The sequence below is a fragment of the Lentzea sp. genome, from assembly GCF_036380075.1.
In the GTDB taxonomy this organism is placed as follows: Bacteria; Actinomycetota; Actinomycetes; order Mycobacteriales; family Pseudonocardiaceae; genus Lentzea.
This window is the reverse complement of record NZ_DASVFL010000196.1, coordinates 1-22,575: the sequence shown is the minus strand read 5'-3', so window position 1 is coordinate 22,575 and position 22,575 is coordinate 1. Positions and strand designations below refer to the sequence as shown.

The window sequence follows — 22,575 nt, the reverse complement described above, 5'->3', positions numbered from 1 at the left end:
GGCGCGGGCGGCGGTGGAGCTGGTGCAGGAGCTGGGGACGGTCGGGGTGGAGCGCCGGAGCTGACGCTCCACCGCCGGCCGGCTACCTCCGGTGGGCCGGCTTGAACAGCGGTTCCGCCGCCGCCACCCCGGGCAGGAACGGGTTCGGGTTCGCCGGGCACACCGTTCCCACCGGCGGCAGCGTGCCGCTCAGCAGGTAGGCGTTCGTGTGGTCCGTGGCGCACTGGCTCACCTGGTACGCCGTGTGTCCCCAGCCCGCGTAGGCGAGCAGGCGGCTGCCCGCGAGCTGGCGGTGGACGGCCTGGGCGCCGCGGAAGTCCGTGACGCCGTCGAAGTGGTTGCCCACCACGAGGACCGGGGCGTTGGTGCGGGTGCGCCACGGACCGGTGTAGCGGTCGGGGTTGGTCGGCCAGTCGGCGCACGCCGCGTTGCCCCACCACCAGGCCGGGCCGAACTCCGAACCGGCCGCGGCGTAGCGGGCCGTCGCCTGGTAGGCGCCGAGGGTGCGCGGGAACTCGATGTCCGCGCACACGTTGCCGTTGTAGGCGTCGAAACCGTTGTCGTAGTCCGGTTCCGCCTTCGCGGCCGACAGGCCGGCGGCGGCGTCGGACAGCTGGTCGAACAGGTCGGCCGCGGCGGGCCAGTCGCTCGGCGAGTACATCGCGCCGAGGGCCGCGTTGATCACGGCGTCGTAGGTGTAGGTCACGTCGCCGAGCTGGATCGGCTCGGCGCGCACCGACTTCAGCAGGGCGTCCCAGCGCTTCCCGGACTGCGGGCCGAAGGAGCACGCCGCCTCGTCGCAGGTGCGGAGGAACTCGCGGAACTCCTCCTCCGTCGCGATCCGGTCCGACTCGACCTGCCGGCCGCTCGACCACAGCTCCGGGTTCAGCACGCCGTCGACGACGAGGGCGCGGATGTTGTCCGGGAACAGGTTCGCGTACGTGGCGCCGAGGAACGAGCCGTAGGAGAAGCCCAGGTAGCTGATCTTGCGGTCCCCGACGGCGCGGCGCAGCAGGTCCAGGTCGCGGGCCACGTCGGCGGTGCTCATGTGGCGGGCGATCCGCTGGTCGTCGCGGCACTCCGGGCCGAGGGAGCGGTACCGCTCGAAGAACGGCCTCTCCTGCGCCGCCCGGTACGGGAAGCCGGGAACGCCCTCGAAGAACCGGGCGAGGTCGGCCTCGCTCGCGAAGCAGTGCAGCGGGTCGGAGCGGCCGATGCCGCGCGGGTCGAACCCGACGATGTCGAAACGGCCCTTCAGGTTCCTCGACAGCGTGTCGCCCGCGCCCAGCGCGAAGTCGACGCCCGAACCACCGGGCCCGCCGGGGTTGAGGAACAGCGACCCGATGCGGTTCGCCCTGTCCGTCGCCGGTTTGCGCGCCAACGCCACCGTGGTGGTGGCGCCACGCGGGTCGTCGTAGTCGAGGGGCACCTGCACGGACGCGCACTCGAAACCGGGGTGGTCCGGTCCGCAGGCCGTCCAGTCGATCCTGGGGACCGCGGGACCCCCGGACGCCTGCACGGCGGGCGTGCCGGTGATCATGAGAGCGGCCGCCGCGGCCAGCACGGTGAGACGCATGGACAAGTTCCCCTCCTCATCCGCAGAAGGGGCATTCCTACCGGCTCGCGCCCGCGGCCGTCGACCGCCGGAAGTCGGTCAGTCCGGCAGCGGGTGTTTCTGACGGACTCCGAGGCTGTCCGCGAGCTGGTCGTGGATGGGTGTGCCCATCACCGCGGGGCCCGCGGCGGGAGGGGCCTGCGGTGTCGGTCCTGGTGTGTCCTGGTTGTCCTGCATGCGAGGAGCGTAGGGATGTTCCCGGACCCCTCAGGGCACCTGTCGCCCGATCACCCCGGACGTACCCCAAGGTGTGAATCTGGTTCGCCCGATCTCTACCGAGCGTGCTGGCCCGGAGCTGCTATGGACTACGTGTGAGTGTGCCTGATCGAGTTAATCCGATGTGCTCGGCGACGGGGAATCCCATCGGCCGGACGTGGTGTTTGCGCGATCTCGCGGCGATGCTGAACGATCGGGTCCGTCGGCGGCCGAACCGGGGAGCGTGACGATGGTCAGCGGGAAGCCGGGCGTCGCCAAGCGCCAGCTCATCCTCCTCACCGGCCGCGCGCACCCCGAGCTGGCGGAGTCCGTCGCGAAGCACCTCGGCGTCGCGATCACCCCGCAGGCCGCCTACGACTTCGCGAGCGGCGAGGTCTTCGTCCGGTTCGAGGAGTCGGTGCGCGGCGCGGACGCGTTCGTCATGCAGAGCCACTGCGCGCCGGTCAACGACTGGCTGATGGAGCAGCTGCTCATGGTCGACGCGTTGAAACGGGCCTCGGCCAAGCGCATCACCGCCGTCGTGCCGTCGTACCCCTACGCGCGTCAGGACCGCAAGTACGCCGGACGTGAACCCGTGTCGGCGCGGTTGATCGCGGACCTGTTCAAGACCGCGGGCGCGGACCGGATCGTCACCGTCGACCTGCACACCGCGCAGGCGCAGGGCTTCTTCGACGGTCCCGTCGACCACCTGCACGCCATGTGGCTGCTCACCGACCACGTCCGCGCGCGGTACCAGGGCGGTGACCTGACGATCGTCTCCCCGGACGCCGGCCGCACGCGCCTGGCCGAGAAGTGGGCCGACCTGCTCGGCGGCTGCCCGATCGCGTTCATCCACAAGACCCGCGACCCGTTGCGCCCCAACGAGGTCGTGGCCGACCGCGTCGTCGGCGACGTCGAGGGACGCACGTGCGTCGTGGTCGACGACATGATCGACACGGCGATGACGAGCACGTCGGCGGCGAAGCAGCTGCTGGAACAGGGCGCGAAGGACGTCGTGCTGGTGGCCACGCACGGCGTGCTGTCCGCCGACGCCCACGAACGCCTCGTCGCGAGCAAGGCCCGCGAGGTCGTCCTCACCGACACGCTGCCGATCCCGCACGACCGCCGGTTCCCCGGCCTGACCGTGCTGAGCATCGCCCCGCTGCTGGCGCGCGCGATCCAGGAGGTCTTCGAGGACGGCTCCGTCACGGGCCTCTTCGACGGCAACGCCTGAGGCGGGAAGCGAGAAGGCCGACCTCTTCGTCAACGGCGAGCGCCAGGAGAACCCCTGGTCGCAGGCGACACACTTCACACTCTGCAAAGTTGCAGAGACTGCAAAAAGCTGCGGTAGGCTCTCCTCGTGAACCAGCCGGGGGAGAGCCTGCGCGACCGCAAGAAGCGCCGCACGCGTGCGGCGCTGGAGCGGGCGACCGTGCGTCTCTCCGCCGAGCGCGGCTACGACCACGTGACGGTGGAGGAGATCGCCGCCGAGGCCGACGTCTCGATGCGCACGTTCTTCAACTACTTCGCGAGCAAGGACGAGGCGCTGATCGGCGCGGACCCGGAGCTGGGGCCGCGGATGGCCGAGCGCGTCCTCGCCGCGCCGGACGGGGTCACCCCGTTCGAGGCCTACCGGCAGGCGGTGCTCGCCGAGATCACCGGCGAGCTCGACAGCGCCCGCGACCTGTGGCTGCTGCGCAAGGAAGTGCTGACGCAGCGGCCCGACCTGCTGCTCAGGGCGTTCGCCAGCAGCGCGGAGTCCGAGCAGCTGCTCGCGGACGCGGTGGCACAGCGGGCGGGGCTGCCCGGGACGCACGCGTACCCGCGGCTGCTGGTCGCCGCCGGCAGCGCCGCGTTCCGCTGCGCGGTCACGCGGTGGGCGGCCGACGACACCCTCGCGCTGGGGGACCTGGTCGGCGAGGCGCTCGCGCTGTTCGGCACCGGGCTGGCTCACGTGCCACACCACGACGAAGGGGGACCCTCATGAGCACCGAAGCAGAAGTGGCACCAACGCACAGCAGACGCGACGTCGTGCAGGCCCTGTGGGGACTGATGCTCGGCATGTTCGTGGCCATCCTGGCCGGCACCGTCGTGTCGAACGCGTTGCCGCGCATCGTGGCCGAGCTCAAGGGCTCGCAGTCGATCTTCGCCTGGATCGTCACGGTCGAGCTGCTCGCCATGACGGCCACCGTGCCGTTGTGGGGCAAGCTCGCCGACCTCTACAGCCGCAAGCTGCTGATCCAGGCGTCGCTGAGCCTGTTCGTCGTGGGCTCGCTCATCGCGGGCTTCTCGCAGAACATCGAGATGCTGATCGTCAGCCGCGTCGTGCAGGGCCTGGGCGCCGGTGGCGTCACGGCGCTCGCCACGATCGTGATGGCCGCGATGATCCCGCCGCGCGAGCTCGGCAAGTACTCCGGCATGTTCGGCGCCGTGTTCGGCGTCGGCACGGTCGCGGGCCCGCTGATCGGCGGCCTGCTCGTCGACACCTCGTGGCTGGGCTGGCGCTGGTGCTTCTTCATCGGCGTCCCGTTCACCATCGCCGCGATCTTCCTGCTCCAGCGCACCCTGCACCTGCCGGTCGTGCGCAAGGAGGACACGAGGATCGACTACCTGGGCGCGTTCCTCATCGTGTCCGGCGTCTCGACGCTGCTGATCTGGTCGTCGCTCGCCGGCCAGAAGTTCGAGTGGGCGTCGGCCTGGACCGCCGGTCTGGTCGCGCTCGGCGTGCTGCTGCTGGTCGCGGCCGTCCGCGTCGAGGCCACCGCGCACGACCCGATCGTGCCGCTGTCGATCTTCCGCAACCGCACGGTGTCGCTCGCGACCGTCGCCAGCGCCCTGGTCGGCGTGGCCATGTTCGGCGGCACGGTGTTCCTCTCGCAGTACTTCCAGCTCGCGCTCGGCAAGACGCCGACGCAGGCCGGTCTGATGGGCCTGCCGCTGATCTTCGGCCTGCTGATCTCGTCCACCGTGGCCGGTCAGCTCATCACGAAGTTCGGCCGCTGGAAGGCCTACCTGGTCTCGGGCGGCGTCGTCATGGTCGGCGGCCTGCTGCTGCTGTCCACGATCACCGCGCAGACCACCGTGTTCACGGTGTCCGTCCACATGTTCGTGCTCGGCGTCGGCGTCGGTCTGCTGATGCAGAACCTGGTGCTGGCGGCGCAGAACGACGTGCCGGCCAAGGACCTCGGCGCCACCACGTCGACGCTGACGTTCTTCCGCTCGCTGGGCGGCGCGGTCGGCGTCTCGGCGCTGGGCGCGGTGCTCGCCACCAAGGTGTCGTCGCTCGCGGCCGAGAAGTTCGGCCCGATGGGCGGCACGACCGGCGGCGACCAGGTGCCGGACATCTCGGTGCTGCCGCCGGAGGTCAAGGCCGTGGTCGCGGACATCTACGCGACGGCGACCGCGGAGATCTTCCTGATCGGCGCGCCGTTCGCGGTGCTGGCGCTGCTGGCGGTGCTGTTCATCAAGGAGAAGCCGCTCAAGGAGACGAGCGGTGACGACCGGCTCGCGGCGGAGATGGCCGCCGGGCACTGATGTCCGGAGCGGACCCCTGACTTTCGTCGGGGGTCCGCTCTGCCTTCCGGGCCGGGTCCTCCCGCGCCCCGGTTCCTAGGTTTCCGGCCATGAACCTCGTAGTGGGCGCGCTCGCGCTCTTCGTCTCCTCCTTCATGGCCGACGCCTCCCATCCCGGCGTGGCGATCGCTATCACCAAGGGAGACGAGGTGGTCGCGGTGCGGGGCTTCGGGCACGACTCGTCCGGCGCGCCGGTCACCGGGCACACGAAGATGGCGATCGCGTCGGTCAGCAAGTCGTTCACGGCACTCGCGGTCCGGCAGCTCGCCGACGCCGGCCGGATCGACCTGGACCGCCCGGTGTTCGACTCCCGCGTCACGCCGCGGCAGCTGCTCGCCCACACGTCCGGCCTCAGCGACCGCACCCTGCCGGAGAAGAGCCTGGCGCAGCCGAGCTCGCCCGCCGAGGCGGTGGACCGGGCCCGCGAGGCGCTGCGGGACGCCCGGCCCGACGGGCGGTTCCGGTACACCAACACGAACTACCACCTGGCCGCGCGGCTGGTCGAGCTCGCGTCCGGTCAGGAGTTCGGTTCGTACCTGCGCGACCACGTCTTCGCGCCGCTCGGCATGACCGAGACGGTGGCGATCGCGGTGACGCCGAGGGATCTGCCGCCGGACTTCCGCAAGGGCTACGGCTACGCCTACGGGGTCTCGGTTCCGCTGACCGAGCCCGACCGGTTCGTCGCGGGGTCGGACGGGGTGGTCACCACCGCCGCGGACATGGCCAGGTGGCTGGCCGCGCAACCGCGGCTGGCCCCCCGGGACGGCATGGGCTGGCAGGCGGATCCGCAGGGGCGGTTGCGGCACAGCGGGATCTGGTTCACCGCCACGGCCGGGCAGCTGCTGACGAAGTCCGGGTACGGCATCGCGGTGATGTCGAACAGCGGCGTGACGCTGGGCAACGAGGGCACGTACGAGCTGGAGAACGGCATCGCCGAGATCCTCGACGGCGGAACCCCAGCCGAACCCTCGTCCTACCGGCTGCTCCTCGACCTCGTGCTGGGCGCGGTGACCTTGCTGTCGATCGGGCTGGGCGTTCGAGCGCTGCGCAGGCCAAGGCGGTTCGCGAAGCCGTGGCAGGCGCTGAGGTTCGTGCCGCTCGGCCTGCTGCTCGCGTTGCCGGTGCTGCTCGGGCTGCTCTACGGCGGCGGGCGCGACATCACGTTCTTCCAGCTGGCGCACTATTCGCTGCCGCTTGTGGTGTGGTTGGGCGTGTCGAGCGTGATGAACATCAGCGTGGCGGTGGTGCGGTGGAGGTCTTGAGGACGGCGGCGCTCGCGGGGTGCGTCGCGGCGGCGGTGGCCGTCTCGTACTTCATGGACCCCGGCGTTCCGCCTTGGACAGCGGCGGTGTGGATCCCGTTGTTCGCCGTGTCGTTCCTGCTCGGACGCCGGACTTCGTCGCCGTGGCCCGCGCTGGTCTTCGTCGGTGGTGTCCTCGGCGGGCTGACGGGAGTCGTCCTGGTGGGTCTGGCGGTCGCGTTGCCGTGGTTCCTGGGCCGCGCCTCCTACCAGCAGGCGGCACTGGCCGCCGCCGGGGTCGAGGCCGCTCACCTGCGGGAACGCACCCGGATCGCGCACGAGGCGCACGACACGCTGGGCCACGAGCTGAGCCTGCTCGCGTTGCAGGCGGGGGCGTTGGAGCTGACTCTCCCCGCCGAACACAGGGCGGCCGCCGCGCAGCTCCGCGTCACGGCCGCCGGTGCCACGGACCGTCTCGCGGACCTGGTGTTCCTGCTGCGCGACGGTGACCCGCCGGCCGTGCCGGGCCTGCGGGACCTCGTGGACCGCGCCGTGGCGGCCGGGTTGCGCGTGGAGTTCGCAGTGGACGGTGTGGTTCCGTCCACAGTGGAACCGACCGTGCACCGCATCGTGCAGGAGGTGCTGACGAACGCCGCCAAGCACGCGCCGAAGTCCGTGCTGTCGTTGAAGGTGACCACATCCGCCGATGCGACGGTGGTGGAGGCGCGCAACGACGCCGGCCTGCGCCGCGGCCCCGGCAACCGGACGGGGCTGGTCGCGTTGCGCGAACGGGTGCGGCTCGCGGGCGGTACGCTGCGGACCAGCCGTGGCGGCGGCAGGTTCGAGCTGGTGGCCACGCTTCCGGGGGTGTCGTGATCCGCGTCCTGCTCGCCGACGACGAGGCGATGGTGCGCGCCGGCGTGCGGGCCATCCTCGGCTCGGACCCCGGGATCGAGGTCGTCGCCGAGGCCTCCGACGGCCGCGAGGCCGTGGACCTGGCGTTGAGGCACCGGCCGGACGTGGCGGTGCTGGACATCCGCATGCCGCGTCTCGACGGCCTGGGCGCCGCGCGCGAGCTGGCGAGGCTGGGGTTCGGGGTGGCGGTGCTGACGACGTTCAACGACGACGGCTACCTCGAACAGGCCCTGGACGGCGGCGCCCGCGGCTTCCTGCTCAAGTCGGGCGACCCGCGCGAGCTGATCGCGGGCGTGCACGCGGTGGCGTCCGGCGGCGCCTACCTCGCCCCCAAGGTCGCCGCGCGGATGATCACCCGGTTCCGCGGCGGCCGCGTCGGCCAGGCACGGAGCCGCGTGGAGGCCTTGACGGCGCGGGAACGGGACGTGCTGGCGTTGCTGGGGGAGGGCCTGTCGAACGCGCGGATCGCCCGCCGCCTCGACCTCGTGGAGGGCACGGTGAAGGGGCACGTGAGCGCCATCCTGACCCGGCTCGGGGCGGAGAACCGGGTGCAGGCGGCGATCATCGCGCACGAGGCGGGACTGCTGGGCGGGTGACCCGGGTCTCGTCAGAACGGGAAGTGGCCGTGCTCGCTCGCGATGGTCACCCACCGCGTCGCCGAGAACGCCTCGACACCCCACCGCCCGCCGAACCGGCCGTACCCGCTGGCCTTCACCCCGCCGAACGGCGCCTGCGGCTCGTCGTCCACGGTCTGGTTGCCGACGTGCACGATGCCGGTCCGGATGCGCCGCGCCAGGCCGAACCCGCGCCGCGAGTCCTCGGTGATGATGCCCGCGGTCAGTCCGTGCTCGGTGTCGTTCGCGACGGCCACGGCCTCGTCGTCGTCCTCGACGGGCACGACGACGACGGCCGGGCCGAAGATCTCCTCCTGGAAGATCCGCATCGACGGCGACACGTTGTCCAGGACGGTGGCGGTGCCGTCGTTGCCGGTGCGGACGCGGGCGCCGTTCTCGACGGCCTCGGCGACGAGGTTCGCGACGCGGTCGGCGGAGCGCTGGTTGATCACCGGGCCGATGACGGTGCCGGGGTCGGCCGGGTCGCCGTGCGGCAGCGAGCCGACCTTGGCGACGAGCTTCGCGGTGAACTCCTCGGCCACCGACCGGTGCACGAGGACGCGGTCGGTGGACATGCAGATCTGACCCGCGTTGTGGAAGGCGCCGAACGTGGCCGCGTCGACGGCGTGGTCGAGGTCGGCGTCGTCGAGGACCAGTAGCGAGTTCTTGCCGCCGAGCTCCAGCACGGCAGGCTTGAGGTGCTGCGCCGCCAGGGTGCCGACGATCCGGCCGACCTCGGTGGAGCCGGTGAAGTTCACCGCCCGCACGCGCGAGTCGGTGATCAGCGCCTTCGCGACCTCGGCGGCGTCCTCCGGCGCGTTCGTGACGACGTTGAGCACGCCCGCCGGCAGGCCCGCCTCGTGCAGCACCTCGGCGATCAGCAGACCGGCGGCGATCGGCGCGTCCTCGCTGGGCTTGAGCACCACGGTGTTGCCGGCGGCCAGTGGCGCGGCGACCGCCCGCGTGCTGAGGATGACCGGGGCGTTCCACGGCGCGAACGCCGCGACGACACCGAGCGGTTCCCTGACCGCGAGCGACAGCTGACCGGGCGTCTCGGTGGTCAGCACCTCGCCGACGGGCTGGGTGACCGCGGCGGCGGCCTCGCGCAGGATGTTCGCCGCCAGCATGACGTTGAACCCGGCCCATCCGCCGACGCCGCCGACCTCGGCGGCCATCAGCGCGACGACCTCCGGCGTCCGGCCTTCCAGCAGGTCGGCGGCCTTGAGCAGGATCCGGCGCCGGGCCGACGGGGTGGTGGCCGCCCACGCGGGGAAGGCCTCCTGCGCCGCGTCGACGGCCCGCGTGACGTCCGCGGTCCCGCCGGCGGCGACGACGGCGTGGACCTCGCCCGTGAACGGGTTGAGGTCGTCGGTGGTGCGGCCTTCGAGCGCCGGGACGCTCTCGCCGCCGATGAGGAGCTGACGTGATTCGCTTGCCACGGTTGAAGATTCAACAGGCAGGCGGGGGATCACCCAAGGCTTCCTTCCGGTGGGTGGAAACCCGGCTCCAGCGTGCGGCCGATGCCGCGGGCCGCGACCTGCAGTGCCGCGACCAGCCGCGCCCGCACGTTGCGCAGGTCCGGCACGACGATGCCGAGCGCCGCGAGGACGTGACCGTCCACTTCGACCGGTACCGCGACGCTGCACGCGCCGAGCGTCATCTCCTCGAACGTCTGCGCGTAGCCGTCGCGCCGGATGCGGTGCAGCTGCGCGCGCATCCGCCCCGGTTCGGTCACCGTGTACGCGGTGAGCCGCGTCAGGCCGTGCGCGAGCACCTCCTCCTGCACCTCCGCGGGCGCGTGCGCGAGCAGCACCTTCCCCACGCCCGTGGAGTGCAACGGCAACCGGCTGCCGGTGCTGCTCACGATCGGCACCGACGCGTGCCCGGACACCCGGTCGAGGTACAGGACCTCGGCGCCCTCCCGCACGGCCAGGTGCACCACGGCGCGCGTGGCGGCGTGGAGGTCGTGCAGGAACGGCTCCGCGACCCGGCTGAGGTCCACCTCGCCCGCCGCGAGCAGGCCGAGCCGCCAGATCCGCCGGCCGATCACGTACTCGCCGGTCTCCAGCCGCCGCACCGCGCCCCACTGCTCCAGCTCGGCCAGCAGCCGGTGCGTCGTGCTGACCGGCAGGCCGCCGCGCCGGGCGATGCCGCTGAGCGTCTGGCGGCGGTGGCGGGCGTCGAAGGTGCCGAGCAGCGACAGCAGCTTGGAGGACACGGAGGCGGCCATCCGCGAATTCTGCCCGGAAGGCGACACTGGGCGCGTGACGTATCTGGGAGAGGGCTGGGACAGCACCGCCACGCTGGTCGGCGGGTGGGTGGAGCGGAGGCCGCGCCGTGAGGAGATCGGCCCGCAGCTCGTGCGCGAGTCGGTCGTGATGCCGTGGCTCGCGCCCCGCCTGCCGTTGCCCGTCCCCGTGCCGGAAGTCGTGTCGTCCTCACCCGTCGTGGTCCGGCACGAGCTGGTGCCCGGTGCGGAGGTCGACGTGCTGACGGCGGCCATGGGCCGGCAGCTGGGGGAGTTCCTGCTCGCGCTGCACGCGTCCTCTGTGGACGAGGCCACCCGGCTCGGCGTCGGGCGCCTGGTGCTGCCCGTCGAGCGCTTCCGGGCCGAGGTGCGGGTGCCGGGAGGGGAGGAGCTGCTGGCGCGGCTGGACGACCTGCCCGCGGACACGCTCGTGCACGGCGACCTCGGACCGGAGCACGTCCTCGGTGCCGGCGGCGCGCTGACCGGTGTGATCGACTTCGGCGACCTCCACATCGGAGACGCGGCGATCGAACTCGCCTGGGCGCTGCACTCCACGCCGCCGGAGTTCGCGTCCGCTCTGGCCGACACCTACGGCGTCACCGGCGAGCTGCGCGAGCGGGCGTCGGTCTGGCACCGGCTGGGGCCGTGGCACGAGGTCCTCCACGGCAACGACATCGGCGACCCGCGGGTCGTGGAAGTTGGTCTGGCCGGAGTAATGAAGAGGTTGTAGAGCTGGGTAATCCCCAGGCAGCCACACTCACCTCAGGAGGACGAGATGCCTTGGGTCCGCCGGCACCGCCGCAGCGCGCCGTACAGCTTCTTCCGCACCACCACGGTCCGCAGCCACTACCGCAGGCCCGCGAACTCGACGTGGGTCATCGCCGCCATCGCGATCGCCCTGATCGTGCTGCTCATCGCCATCTTCTGAGGGTAGCCTCGCGGGCATGGGACAGTTGGGTGAGTTGTTCCCGGGGCCGAAGGTCCGTCGCGAGGCGACGGACGCCGGCACCGGCGAGGACTACGAGGAGACCGGTCCGCTCGACCTCACGACGGGCGCGGTGCGGCTGAGGCCGCGCCCGAAGCCGGTCGAGCCGTCCCGGGAGCCCGAGAGCACGGAGTGATCACCGGTATTACTCTTGCGCGGTGCTCGCCGCGCTGCTCTTCCTCCTCCCCGCGTCCTTCTTCGTGCTCGGGATGCTGCGGGACCGCCGCAGGCTGAGCAACGCGATCTGGCTCGGCATCGCGCTCGTGATGCTGGTGCTGCTGCTCGCGGACGTCGGGCGCGACAACCCGGTGCTGAGCCTGCCGCTCGCGTTCGGGTTCCTGCTGGCCGTCGTGGGCCTGCTGCTGCTCCCGCTCGCGTTGCTGGCCAACGGCCTCGTCATGGTCCGCCGCGAGGGCCGGTCGCTGGGCAACCTGCTGTCGTTGCTCGCGGGTCTCGCGCTGCTGGGGGAGATGGCCTACTTCGCGTGGGGCATCAGCCAGCCCAACGACTGGGTCCGGGGCAGCGCCATCGGCCTGTTCCTGGTCTCCGCCTACATCGCGTTCCTGTTCGTGAGCCTGCTGCTGTACTCGGTGATCTACGGACGCACCGGCCGCCGCAGCGGGTTCGACGGCATCATCGTGCTCGGCGCCGGCCTCATCGGCTCCCGCGTGCCCAAGCTGCTCGCGAACCGCCTCGACCGCGCGATGCGCCTCTACCACCGCGACCGCGCGGCTGGCCGGACCCCGGTGATCGTCGTGACGGGCGGCCGGGGCTCGGACGAGGACGTGTCCGAGGCCTTCGCGATGCGCGAGTACCTCGTCGAGCGGGGCATCCCCGACGAGGAGATCGTGATGGAGGACCAGGCCACCACGACGGACGAGAACCTCCGCTACAGCAAGGAGCTGCTCGCCGAACGCGGCCACACCGGCCGGGTCGTCGCCGTCACGAACAACTACCACGTGTTCCGCACCGCCGTGCTCTCGCGCAACCAGGGCCTGCGGCTCCAGGTCATCGGCGCGCCCACGGCCTGGTACTTCGTGCCGAGCGCGTTCCTGCGGGAGTTCGTGGCGCTGCTGGTGCGTAACCCGGTCGTGCACGGCCTGGCGTGCCTCGTGCTGATGGCCGGCGGCCTGGCGCTGACCCAGATCGGCTGAACGCCCGGCCGCTTGCCGTCCATACCCCCTGGGGGTACCTTCGAGGTGACTCCGGAGGAGGACGAGATGGATCACGCTCCCGTGAGCCTGACCAGGCAGGCGATCTCCGCGACGCTGCACTGCCTCACCGGCTGCGCGATCGGCGAGGTGCTCGGCATGGTCGTCGGCACCGCCCTGGGCTGGGGCAACCTCGCCACGGTCGTGCTGTCCGTGGTGCTCGCGTTCGTGTTCGGCTACTCGCTCACGATCCGCCCGGTGCTGCGCTCGGGCCTCGCGCTCAAGGCGGCCGCCGGCGTCGCCCTGGCCGCCGACACCGTCTCCATCGCGGTCATGGAGGTCGTCGACAACGCCGTGATGCTGCTCGTGCCCGGCGCCATGGAGGCCGGCCTCTCGACCTGGCTGTTCTGGACGGCGCTGGTGTTCTCGCTCGCCATCGCGTTCGTGGTGACGGTGCCGGTGAACCGCTGGATGATCGCGCGCGGCAAGGGCCACGCCGTCGTCCACCGGCACCACCACTGAGGGTTCTCAGGCGCGCGTGAAGCGCATGACCCAGTTCGTCTCCCACGTCTCGCCGCCGTCGTAGGAGAACGACTGCTGCCACACGGGTTCGTCGCCCGCGGTCCAGTCGAACCGCAGCCTCACCTCGTGCCCGGCGACGACGTCGTCGCCGAAGAACACGCCGCGCCCGTCCGTGAAGCGGCCCTCGAGCGGCGGGTCCAGCCTGCCGGGGGCGCGGGTCGACGCCCATCGGATGCGCCACACGTCGCCGGCGGGGTCGTACTGCCGCAGCGTCAGGCCCTCCCAGTCCGCGGCTCGGACCGTGTCGACGTTGCCCGCGCCGCCGAGCACCGGCCGCGCCTCGGCCTCCGTCTCGAACTCGACCCAGTCCGTGCCGCGTCCGGGGATGTCGGCGATCTTGCGGTTGGCCACGCGCCACCGGCCGTGCAGGAAGTCGAAATCGTTCTCGCTCATGGAAACGGACGCTAAACCGATTCACTGACAACGTATGACAGTGATCACGGTGTTGACGTAAAGGTCTGGACCATTTTACGGTTCGCTCCAGTGGCCGCCGCCCTAGCCAGGAGGTCCTTCCCTTGCGACTGCTCACGAGAGTGGTCCCGGTGCTAGCCCTGCTAGCCGGGACCCTGATCGCGGTGACGAACGCGCCCACCGCGGCCGCCGCCCACGAGGACTGCCGACCGGACGGGCTGTACAAGACGCCCGGTGTCGAGTCGCCGTACTGCACGGTCTACGACACCGCGGGCCGCGAGAACCTGGGACCGGACAAGTCCCGCCGCGTCATCGGGTACTTCACCAGCTGGCGCACCGGCAAGAACGGGCAGCCCGGCTACCTCGCCAAGGACGTGCCGTGGAACAAGGTCACGCACCTCAACTACGCGTTCGCGCACATCGACGCCCAGAACAAGATCTCCGTCGGTGACGCCACCGCGGACAACTCGTCGATCGGCATGGAGTGGCCCGGCGTCGCCGGCGCCGAGCTGGACCCGTCGCTGCCCTACAAAGGGCACTTCAACCAGCTCACCAAGTTCAAGAAGCAGCACCCGAACGTCAAGACGCTGATCTCGGTCGGTGGCTGGGCGGAGACCGGCGGCTTCTTCAACGCCGACGGCACCCGCAACGCCTCGGGCGGCTTCTACAAGCTCGGCCAGAACCAGGCCGCGATCGACACGTTCGCCGACTCCGTCGTCACCTTCCTGCGCCAGTACGGCTTCAACGGCGCCGACATCGACTACGAGTACGCGACGTCCAACAACCACGCCGGCAACCCCGACGACTTCTGGATCTCCAACGCCAACCGCGGCACCCTGTGGACCGGCTACCAGGCGATCATGAAGACGCTGCGCGAGAAGCTCGACCGCGCCGGCGCCGCCGACGGCAGGCACTACCTGCTGACCGCCGCCGTCCCCGCCTCCGGCTGGCTGCTGCGCGGCCAGGAGTCCTACCAGGTCGTCAAGTACCTCGACTACCTCAACGTCATGAGCTACGACCTGCACGGCTCGTGGAACCACTTCGTCGGCCCGAACGCCGCCCTCTACGACGACGGCAAGGACGGCGAGCTCTCCGCCGGTGGCGTGTACACGGCACCGCAGTACGAAGGCATAGGCTACCTCAACACCGACTGGGCCTACCACTACTACCGCGGCGCCATGCAGGCCGGACGCATCAACATCGGCGTGCCGTTCTACTCGCGCGGCTGGCAGGGCGTCACCGGCGGCACGAACGGCCTGTGGGGCAAGGCGGCGCTGCCGAACCAGTCGCAGTGCCCGCCCGGCACCGGCACCTCGGTCGGCTCGACCACGCCGTGCGGCAACGGCGCGTCCGGCATCGACAACCTGTGGCACGACGTCACCGCGGGCGGCGCCGAAGTCCCGTCCGGCGTGAACCCGTTGTGGCACACGAAGAACCTCGAAGCCAAGATCACCGGCTCCTACGGTGCGCAGTACGGCCTCGACCCGGCCAACGACCCGACCGACCGCCTCACCGGCACCTACACGCCCTACTACGACTCGACCCTCAAGTCCCCGTGGCTGTGGAACAACGACAAGAAGGTGTTCCTCTCCACCGAGACCGAGCAGTCGATCGCCGAGAAGGCCAAGTACGTGCGCGACAAGGGCCTCGGCGGCATCATGATCTGGGAGCTCGCCGGCGACTACCGCTTCGACACCGCGAAGAACGAGTACTTCATGGGCGACACCCTGCTGTCCACCATCGACTCGGGCCTCAACGGCGCCGCGCCCTACGGCGCCGCGAAGGCCACGGCGCAGCAGACGCAGGTGCTGGCGGTCGACGTGGACGTCCACGGCTTCGCGCTGGGAGACAACAACTACCCGATCACGCCGAAGATCAAGTTCACCAACCGCTCCGCGGTGACGATCCCCGGCGGCACGAAGATCGCGTTCGACTACGGCACCAGCGCGCCCGGCGGCATGGCCGACCAGTCCGGCTTCGGCCTGAAGGTCACCTCCAAGGGCCACAGCGGCCCCAACGTCGGCGGCCTGCGCGGCGACTTCCAGAAGGCAGAGCTCACCCTCCCGTCGTGGCAGTCCCTCGCACCGGGCGCGTCGATCGTGGTGACCGTCAGCTACCAGCTGCCGATCGCGACGCCGTCGAACTTCGTGCTCACCTTCGGCGGCCAGTCCTACGCCATCACCGCCGACTACCCGCGCATCGGCGGCGGCACCCCGCCCACGTCCACCACGACTTCCACCACGACTTCCACCACGACGACCACGAGTGCTCCGGTGTGCTCGCTGCCGGCGTGGGAGAACACGAAGGTCTACAACGGCGGCAACGAGGTGTCGCACAAGGGCCGCAAGTGGAAGGCCCAGTGGTGGACCCAGAACGAGGAACCCGGCACCACCGGTGAGTGGGGAGTCTGGCGCGACCAGGGCGCCTGCTGAGTTCCCTTCGTCCTGCTGAGTTCGTGTCAGCGTTCTGTCAGGCGCGGGTCGTAGGCTGTCCTCCGTGACCGCCCCAGACCCGCGCCTGCAGGAGCTCCTCCTGCTCCGCAAGGTCCGCGACAGGATCGACCGCGAGTACCGCGACCCCCTCGACGTCGCGGCCCTGGCCCGCGGCGTCCACCTGTCCGCGGGCCACCTCTCCCGAGCCTTCCGCGCGGCCTTCGGCGAGTCCCCGTACAGCTACCTCATGACCCGCCGCATCGAACGGGCCATGACCCTGCTCCGCCGCGGCGACATGTCCGTCACCGACGTCTGCTTCGAAGTCGGCTGCACCTCCCTCGGCACCTTCAGCACCCGCTTCTCCGAACTGGTCGGCATGTCACCCAGCCAGTACCGCAAAGCCGCGGGCTCCGACGGCCAGGGCATCCCGAACTGCCTGGCCAAAGCCGTGATGAGGCCGATCAGGAATCGAGAAGCGCCCCCCGGCGAGTCCGGTTAGGTTGACGCCCATGTCAGTCATCATCGCCGCCGCCTTCCTCCCCGCGGACGACCCGGAGAAGTCCCTCGGCTTCTTCCGCGACGCCCTCGGCTTCGAAGTCCGCCAGGACGTGGGCCAGGGCACCATGCGCTGGATCACCGTGGGCCCCCCGGACCAGCCGGACACCGGCATCGTCCTGCACCCCCCGGCCGCCGACCCCGGCGTGAGCGACGAGGAACGCCGCACCATCGCCGTCCTCATGGCCAAGGGCGTCTACACCGCCCTCTCCCTCGCCACGAAGGACCTCCAGGGCACCTTCGACCGCGCACGCGCCTGGGTCGAGTCGACCGGGTCCGGCGAGGTGCTGCAGCAGCCGGAGGACCAGCCGTGGGGCGTGCGGGACTGCTCGTTCCGCGACCCGGCCGGCAACCTGGTGCGCATCAACCAGCTCTGAGTTCCTGGTTCTGGGGTGCCTGCTTTCTTGATCGCGAGTTGTCCACAGGCTGTCGGTGTTGTTGACCTGCGGTTATCGGGTTTTGGGTAGCCTGTGGACAGAGCGGGAACCAAAACCGGGGTCCGCGCGTTGCGTCAGGAGGAATCGCGCGGGGGAGCGGTGGGCATCGCTCCGAGCCATCCGGATCGGGCTCGCTCTCGGTGGTCGGCAGCCCACTTCGGCCTTCCCGGCCGAACCCGGTCGACTCGACCCAGGACCGTGCGCGGTCGAAGATGCCCTGGAGGTCTTCGGCCGCTTCGCGCGGTTGAGTGACGGCCACTGCGCCGAGCCTCGCCGCGGAGCGTCGCTCGCGGGTGGGATCTGGCCATCCGGCGCCCACCGCACCCGCGCCCACTCGAACGCGCCCACTCGCGCGCGCCCACCCACCCGCACGCACCCACCCGCGCATACTCACCCGGATCTACCTGCGCGCCCCACTTCGGCGTCCCCCGCGCTGGCACGCCCGCCGAGCCGTTGCGGCGCCACCCACCCACATATCACTGCGGCGTAGCTCACGGCGGCACACCCAGCTGCCGCGCCGCGGCCCCACCCACACCTCTCACTGCAGCGTCCCTCACGGCGGCACGCCCAGCCTGCCGCGCCGCGGCCCCACACACCTCACCTCCCTCGCGGCCCCGGCCGGGTTCCGTTCGACCACGGCGGAAACCACCGCCCAGGTACCGTGACCGCGTGCAAGAGCCCGTGTGGAACGAGTGGCGGCGGCCCGGCCCCACGCCCGCCCAGCGACGGCGTGACGTGATCGTCGCCGGCGTTGTGCTGCTGTGCGCGGTCGAGGTCACCGTGCTGATCAACAGCATGGGCGCGTTCGTCTACGGCCGTGCGCCCAGCCTGCGCGAACAGCTCCTGTGGGTGCTGGCGTTGTCGGTGCCGCTCGTCGTGCGCCGCCGGTACCCGCTGGCGGTCATGATCGTGGTGTCCGTGCTGTTCATCGGCGCGCAGTGGCGGCAGACCGGCGACAACCTGGTGCCGTCCGTGGTGCTGTTCCTCGCGATCTTCACGGTCGGCGCGTGGGAGCAGCGGCGCACTCTCGCCCGCTGGTCCCGCATCGGGGTCATCGTCTGGATGTTCCTGTGGCTCGGCTTCAACCTCGTGCGCGCGATCATCGGGCCCGAGGTGAAGTTCAAGAACGCCGCGGGGCCGATGGACCCCATGCTCGCCAACGTCCTGTATGGACTCGAGTTCAACGTCTTCTTCTTCGCCTTCGCCTACCTGGTGGGCGAGATGGCGTGGACGGCGGCGCGCCGGCAGGCGCAGCTCGAGTTCCAGGCCGAGGAGTTGCGGCGGTCGCAGGAGCAGAACACGCGGGGTGCGATCGCGGCCGAACGCATGCGCATCGCGCGGGACCTGCACGACGTAGTGGCGCACCATGTGTCGGTGATGGGCATTCAGGCCGGTGCCGCGCGTCGGGTGCTCGACTCCGACGCCGGGATGGCCCGCGACGCGTTGCAGACCGTCGAGCAGACGGCGCGCACCGCGATCAACGAGTTGCGTGGTCTGCTCGGCGTGCTCCGGGCCGACGCGGAGACCGACTCGAAGGCGGCGCCCGGTCTCGACGACCTCCCGGAGTTGCTCGACAACGCGCGCGCTGCTGGGTTGGAGGTGTCGCACGGCGTCTACGGGGCGCCACGGGACGTGCCGTCCGCGGTTGCGTTGTCGGCGTATCGGGTCGTGCAGGAGGCACTCACGAACGTCGTCAAACACGCCGATGCGAGCCATGTCGACGTGCGGATGCGGTTCTTGGAAAGTGCGCTGGAAGTGGAAGTCGCCGATGACGGGCGTGGGAACGTGGCGTCTGGCGGTGCTGGGTTCGGGCTTGTGGGCATGCGGGAGCGTCTGGCCGTGCACGGTGGTTCGCTGGAGGCGGGCCCACGGCGCAACGCGGGCTATCTGGTTCGTGCGTCGCTGCCCACGGAGGAGAAGGCGTGAGTTTGCGAGTCGTGCTGGCCGACGACCAGGACCTGGTCCGCGCCGGCTTCCGGGTCATCCTCGGCACCGAACCGGGCATCGAGGTCGTCGGCGAGGCGGGTGACGGCGCCGAAGCGGTCGAGCTGGTCGCGTCGCTGCGGCCGGACGTCGTGCTGATGGACGTGCAGATGCCGCGCATGGACGGCCTCGAAGCCACCCGCCGGATCCTGACCGCCGGGCACGGCACGCGCGTCGTCATCCTGACGACGTTCGACCGCGAGGACTACCTGTTCGAGGCGTTGCAGGCCGGAGCGAGCGGGTTCCTGTTGAAGAACGCCTCGCCCGAGGACCTCGTCGAGTCCGTGCGGGTGGTGGCGCGCGGCGACGCCCTGCTGTCACCCGAGGTGACCCGCCGGGTCATCGCGCGGTTCACCGGCAAGCACGAACGGACGCGGCCGCCCGAGCTCACCGACCGCGAGTTCGAGGTGCTGGTCGAGCTCGCGAAGGGCGCGTCCAACGCGGAGATCGCCGCCGCGCTGTTCCTGGGGGAGACGACGGTGAAGACGCACGTGTCGCGTGTGCTGGCGAAGCTCGGCCTGCGCGACCGCACACACGCCGTGGTGTTCGCATACGAGCAGGGGATCGTCACGCCCGGAGGGTGAGCCCTGGTCCGTGGACCCTACGCAATCTGACGTACGCGAGATCAGAACGTGAGCGGATGATGCGCGCGCTCGTGGTCGCGAGAGTAAGACGCGACACCACGAGAGAAGGAGCCCACCGCGATGACTACCACCCGCAAGCTCGGCGGCCGTGCCCGCAAGGCGGTTCTGCTCGCGCACATCCTCACGGCGGCGGCGTGGCTCGGCATCGACCTCGGACTGGGCATCCTCGTGGTCGTCGCACTGTCCACTTCGGACGTGGAGATCGCGGGCGTCGCGATCCGGGCGGTCGACATCTTCGCGATCTGGCCCATGTTCGGAGCGAGCGTCGCCTGCATGATCTCCGGCGTCGTGCTCGGTGTCGGCAGCAAGTACGGGCTCGTGAAGTACTGGTGGGTCGCGGCGAAGCTCGTCGCGAACGTCGGCATGTCGCTGCTGATCGCGTTCGCGCTGCGGCCGGGCATGGCCGAGGCGGCGCGCATCGGCGAGCGGATGATGGCGGGCGACCCCGCCGCGGTGCTGCCCGGCAACCTGATGGGCCCGGTCATCGTCGCGCCGACGCTGCTGCTGTTCGCCTACTTCCTCTCGGTGTTCAAGCCGTGGGGCCGGATCCGCAGGTCAGCGCAGCCAGTCGAGAACCAGCGCCGCGACCTCGTCGGGGTGGTCTAGCTGCAGGAAGTGCCCGGCACCCGCCACGACCTCGACCCGCGACCCGGCGGCGAGACCCAGGGCGGCGCCGGCGTACTTGTCGGGCGTGATGCACCCGTCGTCGGCGCCCGCGAGCACCAGCATCGGCACCGTCGCCGGCTGCTCGGACACCTTCCCGAGCTCCGCGAGCGCCGGATCGTGCAACGACCGGTCGAAGTTCGCCCGGTACAGCTTCAGCGCGTTGGCCCTGACCGCCGGATCCGCGTACATCGCCTGGACGTACTCCGGCACCTCCAGCCCGGGAGACCACGTGCGCCACAGGTAGCCGATCAACTCGTCGTTGAGCAGCGCCTCGCCGACGCCCGGCACCTGGAACATGAAGAGGTAGAAGAACCGTTGCTGCTGCGCGGGATCGTCGAAGATCGTGCGCAACGCGGCGGGCGGCGGCACGGACATCGTGACGACCCGCCGCACGAGATCAGGCCGGATCGCCGCGAGCCTGCCCGCCACGCCGGCACCGATGTCGTGCCCGATGACGTCCACCGGCTCGTCCGACAACGCCGCGTTCACCGCCGCGGCGTCGACGGCGAGCGTGAGGCCGTCGCCGAACAGCAGCTGGTCCACAGTGGACGGATGATGTCCGCGCAGGAACGGCACGACTACGCGGCGTCCCGCTGCTACGAGGCGTTCAGCGAGCGGGCCGAATGAGGCCGGGTGGTCCGGGAAGCCGTGCCAGCACACGACGATCGGGCCGTCGCCGGCCGCGAGGGCCGGGAAGTCGAGCCGCTCGGTCCGGATGACGATCTCGTCGAACTCCATCAGAAGACCACTCTCGTCAGAGACTTGCTCGCGTCAGGACTTCGCTGGGATTTCGGTCGGCGTGCTTGCGGAATGGGTCGACCTTGCGTGGCTCGCGGTTCGGGGCTCGCGTGTGGTCGGCGTGGCATGCGATTTGGGTGGTCGCGGAACCGGCGGGCGTTGGTTTGGCGGCTGAGCGCTGCCCGCGGGCTTTCGCGGTGGAGGACGGTGGGCAGCGGGTTGTTCCGCCTTCGGCGCGGCGAGTGCGGCTGGCGGGAGTGTGTGAAGCCGGCGGGTTTCGTGGCGACGAACGCGCGATCCTCGCTATCGCGATCCTCGCTATCTCGGCCCGGGTAATTTGGCCCAAGGTGGTCCGGTGCGGTCGATCGTGGTCTGGCACGGCCCGGCGCGCGACAGTGTGCCGGCGTCGCGTCCCAGGCGGCGCGCCGGCGGGCATCAGAAGTCGACCCTCATCACGAAGCGGCGCTTCGTCGGGTGCGTGACCTCAGTGAACCCCGCCTCCTCGAACACCTGGCGGGCGCCGACGTGCATCTCGCCCCACGTGACGTTCTGGCCGGGGGCCGCGAACATCGGGTACGCCTCGACGGCGCGGGCGCCGTTCTTGCGGGCGTGGGTCACGGTGGCCGCGGCCAGTTCGTAGGTGAGGCCCTGGCGGCGGTAGCCCTTGCGCACCACGAAGCACGTCACGGCCCACACGCCGTCGTCGTCCTTGTCCTCGGTGCGGCCCTTCCAGGGGATGGGCATGGTCAGGAGCTTGGCGTAGCTGGTGCGGGGTTCTACCGCCACCCAGCCCGCGGGCTCGTCGTCCACGTAGGCCACCAGGCCGCTGCCGCGGGTGGACTGCTCCTCGTGGGCGGCGTGGCGCTGGGCCTGCGTCGAGTCGCGCCAGATCCAGCCCTGGACCTTGTACCGCTGGCAGCGGCACTTGCCGGGTTCGGAGCCGTCGAAGATCGCTTCGACGTCCTCCCAGGGCACCTCGTCCGAGGGCACGATCCGGATCATGGCGCCCAGCCTAGGACTATCCAGCCGGGTTTGGTGGTGGTTCTGGCCGGCCCCGGACTCGACGTCGACCGGACCTCGTCCGACCCTTGTCGAACCTCATCCGACTCTCACCGGACCCCCATCTGACCTTTGCCGGACCCCCGACCTGACCTTTGCCGGACCCCCGGCCTGACCCGAGCGATCCGGCCCCCGCGCTTCCTTGCCTTGCGGAACGAACGGATCGCGATTTCGGTTCCCCGGCTGTCCACAGGGTACCCGGAAAGTAGAAAGCGCAGGTCAGCGCGTCGGAGGCCTGTGGACAACTTGAGATCTTGAAACAGAAGGAAACAACGGCAGCAGGGGTGACGGGTCCAGGAACGTCGTGCTGCCGGTCACCGAGCCGTCACGCACGTCCAGGAACACCAGCGCGAACGGGTCGGGCCGGCCCGGGCGCATCTGCCAGTACGCGGGGGAGCCGTTGGCGGCCACCGGCACCAGCCACGCGTCGGCACAGGCCGCGGCCGGGTCGCGGAGAGCTTGCGCGATCTGTTCCCGGCCGTGCAGCCACCAGGCGAACGGGGGCATCGACATCGTCGCGTCCTCGTGCAGG

The 22,575-nt window shown here is 70.9% G+C and carries 24 protein-coding genes and 1 pseudogene; 17 read left to right on the top strand and 8 right to left on the bottom strand.

Annotated features, from left to right (window positions below; all coding sequences use genetic code 11):
- Nucleotides 1-82 precede the first annotated feature (82 nt).
- Together VF330_RS21495 and VF330_RS21490 are read right to left on the bottom strand one after the other, a co-directional pair.
- Nucleotides 83-1,576 (bottom strand): alpha/beta hydrolase, encoded by a 1,494-nt coding sequence (locus VF330_RS21495; RefSeq protein WP_330853434.1) that lies wholly within the window; start codon nucleotides 1,574-1,576, stop codon nucleotides 83-85.
- Nucleotides 1,577-1,654: 78 nt separating this feature from the next.
- Complete coding sequence (locus VF330_RS21490; RefSeq protein ID WP_330853433.1) at nucleotides 1,655-1,792, bottom strand: hypothetical protein; 138 nt, start codon at nucleotides 1,790-1,792, stop codon at nucleotides 1,655-1,657.
- Between the two features lie 268 nt (nucleotides 1,793-2,060).
- On the opposite strand from VF330_RS21490, the gene VF330_RS21485 reads away from it, so the two are divergent.
- The 6 genes from VF330_RS21485 (at nucleotide 2,061) to VF330_RS21460 (ending at nucleotide 8,134) form a co-directional block, all read left to right on the top strand.
- Nucleotides 2,061-3,044: a ribose-phosphate diphosphokinase gene (locus tag VF330_RS21485; protein ID WP_330853432.1), complete on the top strand. Its 984-nt coding sequence runs from the start codon at nucleotides 2,061-2,063 to the stop codon at nucleotides 3,042-3,044.
- A gap of 126 nt (nucleotides 3,045-3,170) precedes the next feature.
- Nucleotides 3,171-3,797, top strand: a complete 627-nt coding sequence (locus VF330_RS21480) for a TetR/AcrR family transcriptional regulator (protein WP_330853431.1) — start codon at nucleotides 3,171-3,173, stop codon at nucleotides 3,795-3,797.
- Complete coding sequence (locus VF330_RS21475; RefSeq protein ID WP_330853430.1) at nucleotides 3,794-5,344, top strand: MDR family MFS transporter; 1,551 nt, start codon at nucleotides 3,794-3,796, stop codon at nucleotides 5,342-5,344. Before VF330_RS21480 ends, VF330_RS21475 begins: the two co-directional genes overlap by 4 nt.
- Before the next feature lie 89 nt (nucleotides 5,345-5,433).
- Nucleotides 5,434-6,645: a serine hydrolase domain-containing protein gene (locus VF330_RS21470; RefSeq protein ID WP_330853429.1), complete on the top strand. Its 1,212-nt coding sequence runs from the start codon at nucleotides 5,434-5,436 to the stop codon at nucleotides 6,643-6,645.
- Nucleotides 6,633-7,499 (top strand): sensor histidine kinase, encoded by an 867-nt coding sequence (locus VF330_RS21465; RefSeq protein ID WP_330853428.1) that lies wholly within the window; start codon nucleotides 6,633-6,635, stop codon nucleotides 7,497-7,499. Before VF330_RS21470 ends, VF330_RS21465 begins: the two co-directional genes overlap by 13 nt.
- Entirely contained in the window at nucleotides 7,496-8,134 is a 639-nt protein-coding gene (locus VF330_RS21460) for a response regulator transcription factor (RefSeq protein ID WP_330853427.1), read from the top strand. Before VF330_RS21465 ends, VF330_RS21460 begins: the two co-directional genes overlap by 4 nt.
- A gap of 11 nt (nucleotides 8,135-8,145) precedes the next feature.
- Here the strand turns inward: VF330_RS21460 and VF330_RS21455 are convergent, their stop codons facing one another.
- A complete protein-coding gene (locus VF330_RS21455; RefSeq protein ID WP_330853426.1) occupies nucleotides 8,146-9,591 on the bottom strand; it encodes an aldehyde dehydrogenase family protein in 1,446 nt (481 codons plus the stop codon).
- 29 nt (nucleotides 9,592-9,620) lie between these two features.
- Entirely contained in the window at nucleotides 9,621-10,382 is a 762-nt protein-coding gene (locus VF330_RS21450; RefSeq protein WP_330853425.1) for an IclR family transcriptional regulator, read from the bottom strand.
- Nucleotides 10,383-10,416: 34 nt separating this feature from the next.
- Between VF330_RS21450 and VF330_RS21445 the strand changes: the two genes are divergently transcribed.
- The 5 genes from VF330_RS21445 (at nucleotide 10,417) to VF330_RS21425 (ending at nucleotide 13,058) form a co-directional block, all read left to right on the top strand.
- Nucleotides 10,417-11,130 carry an aminoglycoside phosphotransferase family protein gene (locus tag VF330_RS21445; RefSeq protein WP_330853424.1) on the top strand — a complete coding sequence of 238 codons (714 nt, stop codon included), beginning with the start codon at nucleotides 10,417-10,419 and terminating at the stop codon, nucleotides 11,128-11,130.
- 45 nt (nucleotides 11,131-11,175) lie between these two features.
- Nucleotides 11,176-11,328, top strand: coding sequence for a hypothetical protein (locus tag VF330_RS21440; protein ID WP_330853423.1), 153 nt, complete (start codon nucleotides 11,176-11,178; stop codon nucleotides 11,326-11,328).
- 16 nt (nucleotides 11,329-11,344) lie between these two features.
- A complete protein-coding gene (locus tag VF330_RS21435; protein WP_330853422.1) occupies nucleotides 11,345-11,521 on the top strand; it encodes a hypothetical protein in 177 nt (58 codons plus the stop codon).
- A gap of 22 nt (nucleotides 11,522-11,543) precedes the next feature.
- Nucleotides 11,544-12,539: a YdcF family protein gene (locus VF330_RS21430; RefSeq protein ID WP_330853421.1), complete on the top strand. Its 996-nt coding sequence runs from the start codon at nucleotides 11,544-11,546 to the stop codon at nucleotides 12,537-12,539.
- Nucleotides 12,540-12,605: 66 nt separating this feature from the next.
- Nucleotides 12,606-13,058, top strand: coding sequence for a DUF4396 domain-containing protein (locus tag VF330_RS21425; protein WP_330853420.1), 453 nt, complete (start codon nucleotides 12,606-12,608; stop codon nucleotides 13,056-13,058).
- Nucleotides 13,059-13,064: 6 nt separating this feature from the next.
- On the opposite strand, the gene VF330_RS21420 is transcribed toward VF330_RS21425, so the two are convergent.
- Complete coding sequence (locus VF330_RS21420) at nucleotides 13,065-13,511, bottom strand: hypothetical protein (protein ID WP_330853419.1); 447 nt, start codon at nucleotides 13,509-13,511, stop codon at nucleotides 13,065-13,067.
- Between the two features lie 149 nt (nucleotides 13,512-13,660).
- Here VF330_RS21420 and VF330_RS21415 point away from each other — a divergent pair, with 149 nt between their 5' ends.
- The 6 genes from VF330_RS21415 (at nucleotide 13,661) to VF330_RS21390 (ending at nucleotide 20,186) form a co-directional block, all read left to right on the top strand.
- Nucleotides 13,661-15,961 (top strand): glycosyl hydrolase family 18 protein, encoded by a 2,301-nt coding sequence (locus VF330_RS21415; RefSeq protein ID WP_330853418.1) that lies wholly within the window; start codon nucleotides 13,661-13,663, stop codon nucleotides 15,959-15,961.
- A 64-nt stretch (nucleotides 15,962-16,025) separates the two neighbouring features.
- Nucleotides 16,026-16,460, top strand: a complete 435-nt coding sequence (locus tag VF330_RS21410) for a helix-turn-helix transcriptional regulator (RefSeq protein WP_330853417.1) — start codon at nucleotides 16,026-16,028, stop codon at nucleotides 16,458-16,460.
- Nucleotides 16,461-16,470: 10 nt separating this feature from the next.
- Nucleotides 16,471-16,893, top strand: a complete 423-nt coding sequence (locus VF330_RS21405; protein ID WP_330853416.1) for a VOC family protein — start codon at nucleotides 16,471-16,473, stop codon at nucleotides 16,891-16,893.
- A 729-nt stretch (nucleotides 16,894-17,622) separates the two neighbouring features.
- Entirely contained in the window at nucleotides 17,623-18,879 is a 1,257-nt protein-coding gene (locus VF330_RS21400) for a sensor histidine kinase (protein WP_330853415.1), read from the top strand.
- A complete protein-coding gene (locus tag VF330_RS21395; RefSeq protein WP_330853414.1) occupies nucleotides 18,876-19,520 on the top strand; it encodes a response regulator transcription factor in 645 nt (214 codons plus the stop codon). Before VF330_RS21400 ends, VF330_RS21395 begins: the two co-directional genes overlap by 4 nt.
- 120 nt (nucleotides 19,521-19,640) lie before the next feature.
- The gene (locus VF330_RS21390) at nucleotides 19,641-20,186 is read left to right on the top strand and encodes a hypothetical protein (RefSeq protein ID WP_330853413.1); all 546 of its coding nucleotides are present in this window, start codon (nucleotides 19,641-19,643) and stop codon (nucleotides 20,184-20,186) included.
- Here the strand turns inward: VF330_RS21390 and VF330_RS21385 are convergent.
- From VF330_RS21385 to VF330_RS21375, 3 genes and pseudogenes are all read right to left on the bottom strand, one after another.
- On the bottom strand, nucleotides 20,136-20,984 hold the full coding sequence (locus VF330_RS21385) for an alpha/beta hydrolase (RefSeq protein ID WP_330853412.1): 849 nt from the start codon (nucleotides 20,982-20,984) through the stop codon (nucleotides 20,136-20,138). The two genes, VF330_RS21390 and VF330_RS21385, sit on opposite strands and share 51 nt — an antisense overlap.
- A gap of 435 nt (nucleotides 20,985-21,419) precedes the next feature.
- On the bottom strand, nucleotides 21,420-21,986 hold the full coding sequence (locus tag VF330_RS21380; RefSeq protein WP_330853411.1) for a GNAT family N-acetyltransferase: 567 nt from the start codon (nucleotides 21,984-21,986) through the stop codon (nucleotides 21,420-21,422).
- A 276-nt stretch (nucleotides 21,987-22,262) separates the two neighbouring features.
- Nucleotides 22,263-22,575 (bottom strand): annotated as a pseudogene (locus VF330_RS21375) (RNA polymerase subunit sigma-70); the annotation flags it as partial.

What these genes read in the sequence shown, in the direction of transcription:
- VF330_RS21495 (WP_330853434.1), bottom strand. Translation starts at nt 1,576, where the DNA reads ATGCGTCTCACCGTGCTGGCCGCGGCGGCCGCTCTCATGATCACCGGC.
- VF330_RS21490 (WP_330853433.1), bottom strand. Translation starts at nt 1,792, where the DNA reads ATGCAGGACAACCAGGACACACCAGGACCGACACCGCAGGCCCCTCCC.
- VF330_RS21485 (WP_330853432.1), top strand. Translation starts at nt 2,061, where the DNA reads ATGGTCAGCGGGAAGCCGGGCGTCGCCAAGCGCCAGCTCATCCTCCTC.
- VF330_RS21475 (WP_330853430.1), top strand. Translation starts at nt 3,794, where the DNA reads ATGAGCACCGAAGCAGAAGTGGCACCAACGCACAGCAGACGCGACGTC.
- VF330_RS21470 (WP_330853429.1), top strand. Translation starts at nt 5,434, where the DNA reads ATGAACCTCGTAGTGGGCGCGCTCGCGCTCTTCGTCTCCTCCTTCATG.
- VF330_RS21450 (WP_330853425.1), bottom strand. Translation starts at nt 10,382, where the DNA reads ATGGCCGCCTCCGTGTCCTCCAAGCTGCTGTCGCTGCTCGGCACCTTC.
- VF330_RS21440 (WP_330853423.1), top strand. Translation starts at nt 11,176, where the DNA reads ATGCCTTGGGTCCGCCGGCACCGCCGCAGCGCGCCGTACAGCTTCTTC.
- VF330_RS21435 (WP_330853422.1), top strand. Translation starts at nt 11,345, where the DNA reads ATGGGACAGTTGGGTGAGTTGTTCCCGGGGCCGAAGGTCCGTCGCGAG.
- VF330_RS21425 (WP_330853420.1), top strand. Translation starts at nt 12,606, where the DNA reads ATGGATCACGCTCCCGTGAGCCTGACCAGGCAGGCGATCTCCGCGACG.
- VF330_RS21420 (WP_330853419.1), bottom strand. Translation starts at nt 13,511, where the DNA reads ATGAGCGAGAACGATTTCGACTTCCTGCACGGCCGGTGGCGCGTGGCC.
- VF330_RS21405 (WP_330853416.1), top strand. Translation starts at nt 16,471, where the DNA reads ATGTCAGTCATCATCGCCGCCGCCTTCCTCCCCGCGGACGACCCGGAG.
- VF330_RS21390 (WP_330853413.1), top strand. Translation starts at nt 19,641, where the DNA reads ATGACTACCACCCGCAAGCTCGGCGGCCGTGCCCGCAAGGCGGTTCTG.
- VF330_RS21385 (WP_330853412.1), bottom strand. Translation starts at nt 20,984, where the DNA reads ATGGAGTTCGACGAGATCGTCATCCGGACCGAGCGGCTCGACTTCCCG.
- VF330_RS21380 (WP_330853411.1), bottom strand. Translation starts at nt 21,986, where the DNA reads ATGATCCGGATCGTGCCCTCGGACGAGGTGCCCTGGGAGGACGTCGAA.